The organism is Amycolatopsis eburnea (assembly GCF_003937945.1).
GTDB classification, from domain to species: Bacteria; Actinomycetota; Actinomycetes; order Mycobacteriales; family Pseudonocardiaceae; genus Amycolatopsis; species Amycolatopsis eburnea.
Genome location: NZ_RSEC01000046.1, coordinates 226,121 through 238,869 on the forward strand (window position 1 = coordinate 226,121; position 12,749 = coordinate 238,869).

Sequence of the window (12,749 nt, forward strand, 5' to 3'; positions counted from 1 at the left end):
GGGGCGGACGCGGTGTCCGCCCCGGCCCGCTTCACCCGGTCACCGCCGGCAGGGGTTGCCCGCCGGGTGCGCGGCGGTGCCGTGCACGTCGGCCTGGGACTCCGCCAGCACGATCTTCGCGAGCGCGGTGTCCAGCGCCACCGCCTGCTGCTTCACGACGCCGCCGGACACGGTCTGGCCGTTCAGCTTCAGCGAGCCGATCACCAGCGGGATGGTCAGCGGCGCGGACCCGACCGTGACCGGGACGCCGTTGATCTTCAGCGACGCGACGTTCGAGCTGCCGGTCAGCGCCGGGGCGAGCCCGCCGGTCACCGGCTGGCAGGTCGCCGCCGCCTGGGACTGGATCACGCCCAGCTCGATCGTCAGCCCGACCGTGCTGATCACCGTCTTGTCGATCTTGGCCGACGCCTGCGCGTGGTCGCCGGCCGCCGGGGCCGCGGACTGGTTGTCCGGGGTCACGTCGGTCGAGGACGTCAGCGCGTGGGTCTGCACCTTGATCAGGCCCGCGTTGAGCGTCGCGTCGAGGACGGTTTCGCTGTCGTCGGCGCACGGCAGGTTCTGCTGGTTCGCCACGGCGGCGGTGATCCCGACGACGTTCGCCGCGGTGCCGGTGCAGGAGAACACGCCGTCGCGGTCGTCGTCGAGGATCGTGCCGACGCCGGTCGGGTCGACCAGCCCGGCACCGGCCGGGGCGGAGAGGTTCACGGTGAACGTCTCGTCCGGCTCGTCGACGGTGTCCGGGTTGACCAGGACCGTCACCGGCTTGGCCGTCTCACCCGGCGCGAAGGTGAGGTCCCCGCTCGTGGCCGCGTAGTCGGCCGGTGCGGTGGCGGTGCCGTTCGCGGTGGCGTAGTGGACGCTCACCGGGTCCGCGCTCGCGCCGCCGAGCAGGGACACCGTGAACGTCGCCGGCACCGGGGCGCCGCCGGAGCCTTCGGCGACCGAGACGTCGTTGACGCTCAAGCCGAGCACGCGCACGGTCGTCGTCTCGACGTACCCGCGCGAGACGCCGTCGACCTGGTAGTCGACCGTGCAGTGGTAGGTCCCCGGCGCGGCGCTGGCCGCGGCGGCGACGGTCTCGGTGAACGTCGCGACGTCGCCGCTGGTCACCTTCACGCTCGCCGGCGCGTTGGTCACGGTCAGCTGCGGGTCGCAGGACGTGACCTTCGGGGTCACCGTGACCTCGATGGACTTGATGCCGTCCAGGATGGCCTGCGACACCTGGCCCGAGGGCACGTTGTTCAGCAGCACGCCACCGGTGGCTTCGGTGATGGCCGTGGCCTGCCCCTCGGCGTCGAGAGCGCCGACGTTGACGGCGACCACGCGGATGTTCGCCGCCTTGAGCGCGGCGATCGTGTCGGCCAGCGAGTGCCCACCGCTGGGGTCGTGCGACGGCGCGTCGCCGAACCAGGCGACGATGCGGGTGCCGTCGGGGCGGAAGGTGACCGCGCCGGTGGCCAGTTCGTAGAGCGCGTTGAGGTCGGCTTCGGGGAAGTCCCCGCCGCCGGAAGCCACCCACTGGTCCGTGCCCGCCTGGACCGCGGCGGTGTCGCCGGTGATGCCCTGGTTGACCTTGAACGGCACGGTGTCGGTGAAGTCCTTGTACTCGGCGACGCCGAACCGGGCGGTCGGCTGGGCGGCGAGCACGTCCCCGGTGATGGCGTTGGCGTTGGCGCGGACGTTCGAGATCGCGCTGCCCATGCTGCCGGTGGTGTCGGCGAGCAGGACGAGGTCGGGGTTCGGCGGCACGGCCGAGGTGGTGACGTGCTTGGTGACGGTGGTGCTCTGCCCGGCGGCGAGCGTGAGGTCGACGGTGGCCGGATCGACCCCCGGTGGCGCGGCGGCCGCCACCGCCGTCGGGGCCAGCAGCGCGCTGACCGCGGTGAGGGCGACGAAAATCGATCTTCGCGACATGGACGTCCCTTTCGATCCGGCGTGGGGGTGCCTGGAAAAAGACGAACCAGGCGCGGATTTGTTAGCGGAATTCGCCAACGTCACCCGGAGCGCCCCACGCACAGGGCTCAACGGGTTACCGCGGCGCGCACAGGCCCACGCAGATCGAACGGAAATGCGCCGAACGATGCGTAACGTACGGACGCGCGTCACACTTCGGAGCGACGATGACCGCGTTTTCCGGAACCGCTGGTAACGCTTTTCCCGCGGTTTCCGGGGCGCGGCGCGAAAATCACCTCCGGATGGCGCAACGCTCGGGCGCGGCCGCGGTGCGCCGGTCCACCGCGACCCCGGCCAGCGCCAGCGCGAGCCCGACGACGCTGACCACCACGCCCGCCCACGCCGTCGCGCGGTAGCCCAGTCCCGCCGCGATGACCACGCTGCCCAGTGCCGCGCCGAGGCTGTTGGCCGTGTTGAAGGCCGACTGGTTCAGCGCCGCGCCCATCAGCTGGGCGCCCGGGGCCACCTCGATCAGCCGGGACTGCAGCACCGGGCCCAGGAAGACGATCGTCCCGCCGATCAGGAACGCGCCGGTGAACAGCCCGAACGCCGAGCCCGCCGCCAGTCCGAAGTAGACGTTCGCGGCGATCACCGCCGTGAAGCCGGTCAGCAGGGCGCGGCGCAGGTTCCGGTCGGCCTGCCACCCGCCCAGGAAGTTGCCGACGGTCATGCCGAGCCCCACGGCGACCAGCACCCACGGCACCGCGCCCGGCGAGAGCCCGGTGACCGACGTCGTGATCGGCGCGAGGTAGCTGTTCACCGCGAAGAAGCCGGCGATCCCGATCGACGCGGTCACCACCACCAGCCACACCAGCGGCCGGCGCAGCGCCCGCAGCTCGCCGGCCGGGGAGCCGCCCGCCGCCGGCGCGCCCGGCACCCGGACCGCCACCGCCAGCAGCGCGAGCAGGAACACGCCCGCGATGACCAGGTACGCGGTCCGCCAGCCGGCGGCCTGCCCGAGCCGGGTGATCACCGGGACCCCGGCCACGTTGGCCACCGTCAGCCCGCTCAGCACGACGGCGAAGCCCCGCCCTTCGCTCCCCGGCCCCATCAGCTTGGCCGCCAGCAGGGCGGCGGCCCCGAAGTACGCGCCGTGCGGCAGACCGGCGATGAACCGGGCCACCAGCACCAGGGCGAACGTCGGCGCCACCGCCGAGGCGAGGGTGCCCACCACCAGCAGCACCAGCAGCCCGAGCACCAGGCGCTTGCGCGGCAGCCGGGCGGTGACCGTGGCGAGGACGGGCGCGCCCACGACGACGCCGAGCGCGTACGCGGTGAACACCCATCCCGTCCGCGCGACCGCGTCCGGTTCGGCGTTCCCGAGCAGGGTGTGCGCCATTTCCGGCAGCAGGCCGGCGGGCACGAACTCCGTCAGGCCGATCCCCACCGACCCGAGGGCCAGTGCGAGCAGGGCGGCCCAGCGGCGGCGCCGGGTGAGGTCCTCCATTCCGGCGACTTTAGCAACGCTGTTGCGTTAATGACAGCGCCCGGCGCTAAGGTGACGCGGTGCACCTGGCTTTCCTGCGGGACTACCACGAAGCGCTGGTGCTCGCGCTGGCCCGGACCACACCCACGCTCGAGCGCGGCACCGTCGCCGAACGCACCGGGCTGACCCCGCAGGCCGTGTCGAAGGTGCTCGCCCGCCTGGTCGAGGAAGGGCTGCTCGAACCCGCCGGCGTGCGGCGCCCGGCGCGCGGCAAGCCGGCCGCGGTCTACCGGCTCGTCCCGGCGAGCCGCTGGGCGATCGGCGCGCACGTCACCCGCCGCGAGCTGCGCCTGGTCCGCACCGACCTGGCCGGCACCGTCCACACGTCCACGGCGTCCCCGCTGCCCGCCGACTTCACCCCGGCGGAACTGCTGGACGAACTGGCGGCCGGCGTCACGGCGATGATCGACGAGCACCGGATGACCACGCCGGAGCTCGCCGGGGTCGGCATCGGCATGATCGGGCCGCTGGACCAGTCGACCGGCACCGTCCGCGGCGCGCACCGGCTGCGGCACTGGCACGACGTCCCGCTGGCCGAGCTCGCCGGGCGGCGGCTGGGCCTGCCGGTGATCGTGGACAAGGACGTCACCGCCGGCGTCACGGCCGAAGCCTGGCGCCGCGGCACCACCTTCCGCGACGCGGCACTGGTCGTGGTCGACGCCGGGGTCGGCGCCGGGCTGTGGCTGGGCGGCGCGGCCCACCGCGGCGCGCACACGAACGCCAGCGAGTTCGGCCACGCCGTCGTCCAGCTCGACGGCCCGCGCTGCGCCTGCGGCAGGCACGGCTGCCTGGAAGCCGTCCACGAGCGCGCGGCCGGTCCCGCCGCCGCGGCCGCCGTGCTCGCGACCGGGGTCGTCAACCTCCTCCAGACCCTCGACCTCGGCCACGTCGTCCTCGGCGGCGCGGACCTGCTCCCCCACGGCGAGCTCTACCGCGCCGCCGTCGAGCACGCCGTGCGCACCCAGCTGCCGGGCGCGGACTGGCTCGACGTCGAGGTTTCGCTGACCTCGCTGGGCACCGACGTCGTGGCGGCCGGGGCGGCCATGCAGGTGCTCGACGCCCGCTACGGCCTCCCCGACCCGGCCCGGCACCGCCGGTCGACCGTCAGCTGATCGGCTCGACCCAGACGTTGCGGAACCGCGGGTTCGCCCCGGCGTCCCCGTGGTCCTGCAGCCGGATCGCGCCGGGGCCGGCGCCTTCCGGGGCGCCGCCGCCGGTCGGGCCGGTGATGGCGACGTCGTTGTGCACGGTCACGCCGTTCCAGACGACGGTCACCCGGGCGTTGTCGGTCTTGGTGCCGGCGCTGTCGAATCGCGCCGCCCGGAACGTGATGTCGTAGGTCTGCCACGTCAGCGGCGCGGTCGCGGCGTTGACGTCCGGCGCCTTCTGCGAGTAGATCGAGCCGGCCTCGTCGTTGGCCAACGTGGTGTCCCCGAAGGAATCGAGCACCTGCAGCTCGTACCGGTCCTGCAGGTAGACGCCGCTGTTGCCGCGCGCCTGGCCGGTCACCTCCGGCGGGTACTGCGGCTCGTACCACTCGACGTGCAGCTTGAAGTCGCCGAACTTCTGCCGGGTCCGGATGTCCCCGCCGAGCGCCTCCATCGACCCGCCCGCGATCGGCCACGGTGCCGCGCCACCCGAGCGGAGCTCCCACGCGTCCAAATCGGACCCGTCGAACAGCGGGACGCGGGTGGCCGCGGTGACGGTGATGTTGTCGAGGTTGACGTTGCCGGCGTCGCCGCTGTCGAACCGGTAGGAGATCGAGTTGGCGCCCGCGGTGAGCGCCAGCGCTTCCGGCTGCAGGGCCCAGCCGTCCCACGTCGTCGTGCTGGCGAGCCGGGTCTGCCGGACCTTCGCGCCGTTGACGTAGACGCTCACGGATTTCGTTCCGGCGCTGGGATTCGGGCCGTTCGAGTACCGCAGGCCGACATTGTAGGTCCCGGCCGCGGGCACGTTCACCGCGAACGTCGTGGCGGCACCGGGGTTCCAGTACCCGTCGACGAACCCGGTGGCCTGGTAGCCCGGGTGGTCGGTGTTGACCGCCGCGCCGCCGCTCAGCGCGGCCCGCTCCGCTTCGTAGGTCACCGCGGCCGGCGGGCCGCCCACGACGGAGTTGAGGGTGTACCAGGCTTCCGTGCTCCACAACGGCGTGCCGGATTCGGCCGCGAACGGGCGGGGCGACCGGACGTGCACGACGCGCCCGGCCTGCAGGCCGCCGATCCGCAGCGTGACCTTCTTGCGGTCGGCGGACACCGTCGTCCCGGTCACGCCGAGCGTCTGCTCGTCGACCTTGGGGCCGCCGTACGCGGCTGTCGGCGCGTAACGCCATTGCGAGACCTGGTACTTCGTCCCCAGGTCCGCCACGGTCGCGGCGGACAACGACTGGGTGTACTCGAGTTCGAACCCGCCCGCGACCGCGCGCATGGCGAGGATGTCGAAGGCGGTGGTGCCGTTGGGGGTGAGCTTCTGCAGCCCGTAGGCGAGCTTGCCCGGCTGGCCCCAGTTGCCGCCGCCGTCGATCCCGCCGGTGTAGATCGCGCCGTCCGGGCCGAGGCTGATCCGGCTGACCCCGGACTCGAGCCCTTGCGTCATGCGGAAAACGGCGCCCTGGTACTCGCCGTTGACCTTCTCGAGGTAGACGCGCTGCAGGCCGCCGTAGGTCACGTCGCCGTAGACGAGCTGGCCGGCGAAGGTGCCCTGGGTCAGCTGGACCGGGTTGCTGGGCGAGTTGGCGATTTCGTTGTGCGGCAACCACACCACCGGCGCGGTCACCGGCTGCGCGTCGAACGGGCCCGCCGGATTGGTGTAGTGGTTGAAGAAGCGGTTCTGCTTGATCCGCACGAGCTTGTTCGCGGGCAGCCAGCCGCCCTGGTTGTCGGTGACGAAGACGTCGCCTTCCGGACCCCAGCCGATGCCGTGCGGGGTGCGCAGGCCCCCGGCGATGGTCGAGACGGCGCCGGTGTTCTTGTCGACCTTGAGGGTGACGCCGCGGCCGGGCGCGGGCTGCGGATCGGTGGTCGCGCCGCCGAGGTCGATCGCCACGGACAGGTTGAGGTAGAAGAAGCCGTCCTTGTACAGCAACCCGAACGCGAATTCGTGGAAGTTGCCGCCGAACGGCCAGGTCGCGACCGTGCGGTAGACGTCGGTCACGCCGTCGCCGTCGGTGTCGTTCAGTTCGACGAGCCGGTTCTTCTCGGACACGTACAGCTTGCCGTCGACGTACTTGACGCCCATGGGTTCCTTGAGGCCACTGGCGATCCGCTGGGTCCGCACCCGGGACGGGTCCGTGGTGCCGGTGGCGCCGCTGATCAGGTGGACCTCGCCCGCGGTGTTGTTCGAACCACCCCAGGTCGCGATGGCGAGCCGGCCGTCGGGCAGCCAGTCCATGCCGGTCACCTGCGGCTGGAAACCGTTGGGGCGCAAGTCCGTCAGCGTGAAACCGGGGTGGACGCCGGTCAGCGGCAGGCCGTCGCCGGGCGAGTCGGCGGTGCCTTCGCACTCCTTCTTCCCCGGCGACGTCACCCGCACGACCCCGGCGTCGGTGCTGAGCACGGAGGTGGGGACCACCGCGAAGGCCGACGAGCCGGGCGGCTGCCATTCGAGGGTGAGCTGCTGCTCGCCGGCGTTGTCGAAGTGCTCGATCCGCAGCGCGTGGTAGCCGGTGCTCAGCGAGACCGAGCCGGTCACCGCGGCCGACCCGTGCAGCCCGTCGTTGGTGATCACGACCTGTCCGTCGACGCGCAGGCGGGAGCCGTCGTCGCTGGTCAGCCGGAACTGGTGGGTGCCTGCCGTCGCGATGGAGATGTTGGCGGTGACCTCGGAGACGAAGAAGTCGCCGACGCCGAAGTCGCCGGTGCCGGTCCAGTTGATCGACGGCATCAGCTTGTCGACGTTGGGGGTCAACCCGGGCTTGATGGTGCAGAGCTTGGTCAGTTCGGTCTGCATGTCGAACACCCGCAGCGTCACCCCCGGCTCCTGCGGCGGCACGACGGCGTGCGCGGGTGCGGCGAGGACCGCGGACAGGGCGGTGACCAGGACGGTCAGTACCAAGAGGGCCCGGCGGCAGCGTTCACGGACGGCCAGAAGCATCGTTGCTCCTCGGGGAGAGAGCCAGGGTCTCTACCTGACGCCCCGCGAGGGTAAAGAGGACTTTTGCACGAAGTCAACGAAAGTATGTCGCATTTGTGCGAAATTACGCCGTCCAGACGCAAAAGTTCAGTCCCGCGTTCAGTTCCGGCCGAGCTGCAGGATCCGGACGCACGGCTCGTGGTCCTGCCACGGCTGGAGCCGGACGTAGCCCGTGACGGTGCGCTGGTGGGTCGTTCCGGCGACGTCGACCTCGATCACCGGATCGTGGAACCGCACCTCGCCCTGGACTTCCAGCTGGGTCGGAGCCTCGACGTTGAGCAGGATCGTGCCGCCGAGCTTTGAGGCGCCGCACGAACTCCTCCGCCACGGTCCGGGCCGCTTCGAGCTGACTGTCGCTGTCACGGGAGAACGACGACGTGGCCGGCGGCGCCGGGCTCGGCGGCGGTACGGCCGACCGGCCAAGGAAGAACCCCGGAGCGACGAACCCGGTCACCGCCACCGCCGCGGCGACCACGACCAGCCCGAGCACGGCGACCGCGACCCACAACCCGGTGCGCCGCGGTGGCGGCGGTACCGGGCCACCGAACCGCCCGGGCCACGACGACGGGCCGTGTTGCCGATAGGACATCTCGCGCGAACCTCCCCTGATCGCTTGACCGGAGCGGCGCTTCAGGCGGTGGGGTCCGGACCCAGCGCGAGATCCAGCAGCTCACCCAGCTGATCGAGCTGTTCGCCCGACAGGTCCTGGAACGACGACGCCGCGACGCCGTCGACGAGCGCTTGTCCTTCCGCGCGCAGCCTCGCGCCTTCTTCGGTCAACCGGTGCCGCACCGCCCGGCCCGGTCCCGGGACGCGCTCGATCAGGCCGCGCTCCGCCATACGGGCCGCCAGCGAGCCGAAGGACTGGTCGGTCTGGAAGGTCAGCACCGCGAGGTCGTGCAGCGAGGCGTCCGGCTTGCGGTGCAGGTGGCGCAGCGTGTCCCACTGCACGAGCGAGAGCCCGAGCGGCGCCAGCGCGCGGCTCAACGCGCGGTGGTGGCGGTACTGCAGGCGCTTGACGGCCAGGGAGACGTCGCCGGGGCGGTATTTCATGCGCTCACCTTAAGGCCCGCGAAGCCAGGTTGCTTATCTAAGGATCCTTATATAAGGTTCCTTAGGTACCCACCGAGGAGGACGCATGACGACGCACCCCGAGGCCGGCTCGCTCCGGCCCGCCCGCACCGGAACCCACGCGCTCGACCTGGGCGGCGTGACCGTCCGGGACCTCGACCGCACACGCCCGTACCTGCTGCTGCACGGCGGTGGCGGCGTCGCGACGATGACCGGCTTCGCCGACCTGCTCGCCGAACGCACCCACTCCCGGGTGCTGCTGCCCTCCCACCCGGGCTTCGGCGGCACCCCGAAGGCCGACGGCCTCACCGACGTGATCGCGCTGGCGCGGCTGTACGTCGAGCTGCTCGACCGGCTCGACCTCACCGACGTGACGGTGGTCGGCAACTCCTTCGGCGGCTGGCTGGCCGCCGAAATCGCCCTGCTGAAGAGCCCGCGGGTCAGCGGCGCCGTGATCGTCGACGGGATCGGCATCGAGGTCGACGGCCACCCGCCGACCGACATCACCGGCCTCTCCCCCGCCGAAATCCGGGCGCACTCCTGGCACGACCCGGCCAAGGCGCCCGTCCCGCCCGGCGGCGGCACCGGGCCCAGCCCGGACATCCTCGCCCTCGTCGGCTACACCGGCCCCGCGATGACGGACCCGACGCTCGCCGGGCGGCTCGGGGACCTCGACGTTCCCGTACACGTCGTCTGGGGCGAAAGCGACGGCATCGTCGATCCCGAGTACGGGAAGGCCTACGCCGCGGCGATCCCGCTGGCGGAGTTCACGCTGCTCCCCCGCACCGGCCACCTGCCGCAGGTCGAGTCCCCCGAAGAGCTGCTCGGCGCACTGCTCGACCTCGGCGCATGAGCACCCGCCTGCGCGTCACCCGGATCGGGCACGCCTGTCAGCTGATCGAGTTCGGCGCGCTCCGCGTGCTGACCGACCCGTGGTTCACCCAGACCGCGACCTACTACCAGGGCGAGCCGGTCGCCTCGACCGTCGCGGCGCTGGGCCGCGTCGACGCGGTCGTCATCAGCCACGAGCACTACGACCACTGCGACCTCGACGCGCTGGTCACCGGCGGCTTCGACCTCGCGACGCCGGTGATCGGGCCGGGCACCGTCGCGACCCTCGCGCGGGACAAGGGTTTTCGCGACGTCCGGGCCATCGAGGCGTGGGAAGCCACGACGGTCGGCGACCTCACCGTGACGGCGGCACCGGGCAAGCACGGCGTCCACGAAGTCACCTTCGTGCTCCAGTCGGGCGAGCGCACGGTCTTCTTCGGCGGCGACTCGCTGCGCGTCCCGGAACTCGACACGATCCCGGACCGGTTCGGCCCCGTCGACCTGGCGATCCTGCCGACGAACGGCCTGTGCGTCCGGCCGCTGAACCACCAGCAGGTGGTCATGGACACCGAGGAGGCGGCCGGCCTGACGGCGGTGCTGCGGCCGGCCATGGCCATCCCGCACCACTACGCGTTCCACAGCGGCCGGCTGGGCGACCGCATGCTCACCCGGGGCGACCAGGACCCGCGCCACTACGCCGATGCTGTCGCGCGGCTCGCGCCGGGGGTGGCCGTCCGCTTGGTGCTGCCCGGGGTCCCGGTCGAAGTTCCCTGAGCCAAGCCGGTCCGCGGTGTCTTGAATGACTCATTCAAGACCTCCGAAGACCTGAATGACTCATTCAAGACGTCAGCGAAGCCGCCGCGCCCACCTTGCCGAGCCGCCCCGGACACCGGTCGAAGTTCCCTGAGCGAACCGTGTCGAGAACGGCCGATCGGCTCCGACTGAGGGGTACGCGGCGGCCACCCCAGGCCGCCCCCACGAAAGGCGGACCCACGATGACCAAGGTGACGGCCCAGATGTCGGTATCCCTCGACGGCTGCTACACCGGCCCCCGCGACCCCCAGGCCCCGACCGACATGAGCCGCTGGATGCAGGGGCCCGAAGCGCCCGGGTTCTTCCGGGTCACCCGGTGGGCCGTCGACGCCATGGCCTGGCGGGAGCGGCAGGGCTTCGCCGGCGGCGAGCAGTCCGCCGACTCCGACATCGTCGCGGAGACGTTCGCGGCCGCCGGGGCCTACGTGATGGGGCGGCGGATGTTCGACGCCGGCGAGGTTCCCTGGGGTGACGAGCCGCCGTTCCACGCGCCGGTGTTCGTCGTCACCCACCGGCCCCGGGCGGTGCTCGAACGCCGGGGCACGTCCTTCACCTTCGTCACCGAGGGGCCCGGGCGGGCCGTCGAGCTGGCCCGCGCAGCCGCCGGGGACAAGGACGTCGCGGTCGCCGGTGGCGGGGAGCTGCTGCGCCAGGTGCTGACCGCCGGGCTGCTCGACCAGCTCGAACTGCACATCGCCCCGGTGCTGCTCGGCGACGGCCAGCGCCTGTTCGACGGCCTCGGCCTCGGCGCGGACGACGGCGTCGAGCTGGTCCCCGCCCGGGTCGTCGAATCGCCGGGGGTGACCCACGTCCGCTATACCGTCACGGGGCGGTCGAAGCTGGTGCTGGACGACCGCGGCGCCAGTGGCGAGCTGGTCGGGCGGTGAGCGAGGAGCGAGCGATGAAGTACATGCTGCTGATCTACGGCAACGAAGAAGCCTTCACCTCGGTGGGCGCGGAGACCCTCGCCGAGATCATCCGCGAGACCGACGCCCTCAACCAGGAGCTGTTCGAGTCGGGCGAGCTGGTCGGCGCCTACGGCGTCGCCGACGAGGTGAACACCAAGATGGTCCGGGTCACCGACGGGACGCCGGTGGTGACCGACGGGCCGTACGCCGAGGCCAAGGAGTTCCTCGGCAGCTTCATGATCGTCGACTGCGACAGCCTGGACCGGGCCCTGGAAATCGCGGCGCGCGCCCCGTCCGCGCGCTACTGGGGCGTCGAGGTCCGGCCGCTGATGCACGAGGCGAACGTCGAGCCGTGACCGGCTGGCAGGCCGTCCGGCGGCTGGTGCCCGAGGTGCTCGGCGTGCTGGTCCGCCGGTACGGCCGCTTCGACGCCTGCGAAGACGCCGTCCAGGAAGCGCTGGTGGCCGCCAGCGTCCAGTGGCCGGTGGAGGGCTGGCCGGAGAACCCGCGCGCGTGGCTGGTGACGGTCGCGTCGCGGCGCCTCGCCGACCAGGTGCGCGGCGACGCCGCCCGCCGCCGCCGGGAGGAGGCCGACGCCCGCCGGACCCCTCCCGCCGGCGGCGAGGTGTACCCCGACGACACCCTCACCCTGCTGTTCCTGTGCTGCCACCCGGTGCTGACGCCGGCGTCGCAGATCGCGCTGACGCTGCGCGCCGTCGGCGGCCTGTCGACCGCCGAGATCGCCCGGGCCTTCCTCGTGCCCGAAGCGACCATGGCGCAGCGCATCAGCCGCGCGAAGCAGCGCATCAAGGCCGCCGGAGCCGGCTTCGCCCTGCCACCGCCCGCCGAGCAAGCGGCCCGGCTCGGCGTCGTGCTCCACGTGATCTACCTCGTCTTCAACGAGGGTTACACGGCCACGTCCGGGACGCGGCTGGTGCGGGCGGACCTGACGGCCGAGGCGATCCGGCTCGCCCGCGACCTCCACCGGCTGGTCCCCGCCGACGGCGAGGTGGCCGGGCTCCTGGCGCTCCTGCTGCTGACCGACGCCCGCCGCGAGGCCCGCACCGCCCCGGACGGGTCGCTGGTCCCGCTCGGCGAGCAGGACCGGACGCTTTGGGACGCCGAAGCCATCGCCGAGGGCGTCGCGCTGGTGACCGGGGCGCTGGCGAGCGGCCCGGTCGGCCCGTACCAGCTGCAGGCCGCCATCGCCGCCGTCCACGACGAGGCCGCCACCGCCGACGTCACCGACTGGCGGCAGATCCTGGCCCTCTACACCGTTCTCGAGCGCGTGGCGCCCAACCCGGCGGTGACGCTCAACCGGGCGGTCGCGGTGGCCGAGGTCCACGGGCCCGCGCCCGCGCTGGCCCTGCTCGACACCCTTTCGGCCGACGAACGCATCGCCGCCTCGCACCACCTCGTGTCCGTGCGCGCCCACCTGCTGGAACTGGCCGGCGACCACGACGCGGCGCGCGCGGGCTACCAGGAGGCGGCCCGCCGCACCACCAGCGAACCCGAGCGGCGGCACCTCCTGGGCCGCGCCGCCCGCTTGGCCTGACCGG

Annotated in this window: 11 protein-coding genes; 6 read left to right on the forward strand and 5 right to left on the reverse strand. The window is 72.6% G+C overall.

Features of this window, described 5'->3' with window-relative positions; translation table 11 throughout:
- Positions 1-39: 39 nt before the first annotated feature.
- Positions 40-1,914 carry a Calx-beta domain-containing protein gene (locus EIY87_RS20315; RefSeq protein WP_191984194.1) on the reverse strand — a complete coding sequence of 625 codons (1,875 nt, stop codon included), beginning with the start codon at positions 1,912-1,914 and terminating at the stop codon, positions 40-42.
- A gap of 271 nt (positions 1,915-2,185) precedes the next feature.
- Positions 2,186-3,400: an MFS transporter gene (locus EIY87_RS20320; protein ID WP_125310489.1), complete on the reverse strand. Its 1,215-nt coding sequence runs from the start codon at positions 3,398-3,400 to the stop codon at positions 2,186-2,188.
- Positions 3,401-3,459: 59 nt separating this feature from the next.
- On the opposite strand from EIY87_RS20320, the gene EIY87_RS20325 reads away from it, so the two are divergent.
- Positions 3,460-4,551: an ROK family transcriptional regulator gene (locus EIY87_RS20325; RefSeq protein ID WP_125310491.1), complete on the forward strand. Its 1,092-nt coding sequence runs from the start codon at positions 3,460-3,462 to the stop codon at positions 4,549-4,551.
- On the opposite strand, the gene EIY87_RS20330 is transcribed toward EIY87_RS20325, so the two are convergent.
- The 3 genes from EIY87_RS20330 to EIY87_RS20340 form a co-directional block, all read right to left on the reverse strand.
- Positions 4,544-7,528, reverse strand: a complete 2,985-nt coding sequence (locus tag EIY87_RS20330; RefSeq protein ID WP_125310493.1) for a family 16 glycoside hydrolase — start codon at positions 7,526-7,528, stop codon at positions 4,544-4,546. The genes EIY87_RS20325 and EIY87_RS20330 overlap by 8 nt on opposite strands.
- A 138-nt stretch (positions 7,529-7,666) precedes the next feature.
- Positions 7,667-7,930: a hypothetical protein gene (locus EIY87_RS47655; protein ID WP_158641318.1), complete on the reverse strand. Its 264-nt coding sequence runs from the start codon at positions 7,928-7,930 to the stop codon at positions 7,667-7,669.
- Positions 7,931-8,197: 267 nt separating this feature from the next.
- Positions 8,198-8,620 carry a MarR family winged helix-turn-helix transcriptional regulator gene (locus tag EIY87_RS20340; protein WP_125310495.1) on the reverse strand — a complete coding sequence of 141 codons (423 nt, stop codon included), beginning with the start codon at positions 8,618-8,620 and terminating at the stop codon, positions 8,198-8,200.
- Between the two features lie 85 nt (positions 8,621-8,705).
- Here EIY87_RS20340 and EIY87_RS20345 point away from each other — a divergent pair, with 85 nt between their 5' ends.
- The 5 genes from EIY87_RS20345 to EIY87_RS20365 all read left to right on the forward strand — a co-directional run bounded on the left by EIY87_RS20345 (position 8,706) and on the right by EIY87_RS20365 (position 12,745).
- On the forward strand, positions 8,706-9,491 hold the full coding sequence (locus tag EIY87_RS20345) for an alpha/beta fold hydrolase (RefSeq protein ID WP_125310497.1): 786 nt from the start codon (positions 8,706-8,708) through the stop codon (positions 9,489-9,491).
- Positions 9,488-10,243, forward strand: coding sequence for an MBL fold metallo-hydrolase (locus tag EIY87_RS20350; protein ID WP_125310499.1), 756 nt, complete (start codon positions 9,488-9,490; stop codon positions 10,241-10,243). Before EIY87_RS20345 ends, EIY87_RS20350 begins: the two co-directional genes overlap by 4 nt.
- A 221-nt stretch (positions 10,244-10,464) precedes the next feature.
- Positions 10,465-11,169 (forward strand): dihydrofolate reductase family protein, encoded by a 705-nt coding sequence (locus EIY87_RS20355; protein WP_125310501.1) that lies wholly within the window; start codon positions 10,465-10,467, stop codon positions 11,167-11,169.
- Positions 11,170-11,183: 14 nt separating this feature from the next.
- The gene (locus tag EIY87_RS20360) at positions 11,184-11,546 is read left to right on the forward strand and encodes a YciI family protein (protein ID WP_125310503.1); all 363 of its coding nucleotides are present in this window, start codon (positions 11,184-11,186) and stop codon (positions 11,544-11,546) included.
- Positions 11,543-12,745 carry an RNA polymerase sigma factor gene (locus tag EIY87_RS20365; RefSeq protein WP_125310505.1) on the forward strand — a complete coding sequence of 401 codons (1,203 nt, stop codon included), beginning with the start codon at positions 11,543-11,545 and terminating at the stop codon, positions 12,743-12,745. Before EIY87_RS20360 ends, EIY87_RS20365 begins: the two co-directional genes overlap by 4 nt.
- Positions 12,746-12,749 lie beyond the last annotated feature (4 nt).

Bases quoted from the DNA above. Each gene is read 5' to 3' on its own strand.
- EIY87_RS20315 (WP_191984194.1), bottom strand. From the start codon at position 1,914: ATGTCGCGAAGATCGATTTTCGTCGCCCTCACCGCGGTCAGCGCGCTG.
- EIY87_RS20340 (WP_125310495.1), bottom strand. From the start codon at position 8,620: ATGAAATACCGCCCCGGCGACGTCTCCCTGGCCGTCAAGCGCCTGCAG.
- EIY87_RS20345 (WP_125310497.1), top strand. From the start codon at position 8,706: ATGACGACGCACCCCGAGGCCGGCTCGCTCCGGCCCGCCCGCACCGGA.
- EIY87_RS20360 (WP_125310503.1), top strand. From the start codon at position 11,184: ATGAAGTACATGCTGCTGATCTACGGCAACGAAGAAGCCTTCACCTCG.
- EIY87_RS20330 (WP_125310493.1), bottom strand. From the start codon at position 7,528: ATGCTTCTGGCCGTCCGTGAACGCTGCCGCCGGGCCCTCTTGGTACTG.
- EIY87_RS20355 (WP_125310501.1), top strand. From the start codon at position 10,465: ATGACCAAGGTGACGGCCCAGATGTCGGTATCCCTCGACGGCTGCTAC.
- EIY87_RS20320 (WP_125310489.1), bottom strand. From the start codon at position 3,400: ATGGAGGACCTCACCCGGCGCCGCCGCTGGGCCGCCCTGCTCGCACTG.
- EIY87_RS20350 (WP_125310499.1), top strand. From the start codon at position 9,488: ATGAGCACCCGCCTGCGCGTCACCCGGATCGGGCACGCCTGTCAGCTG.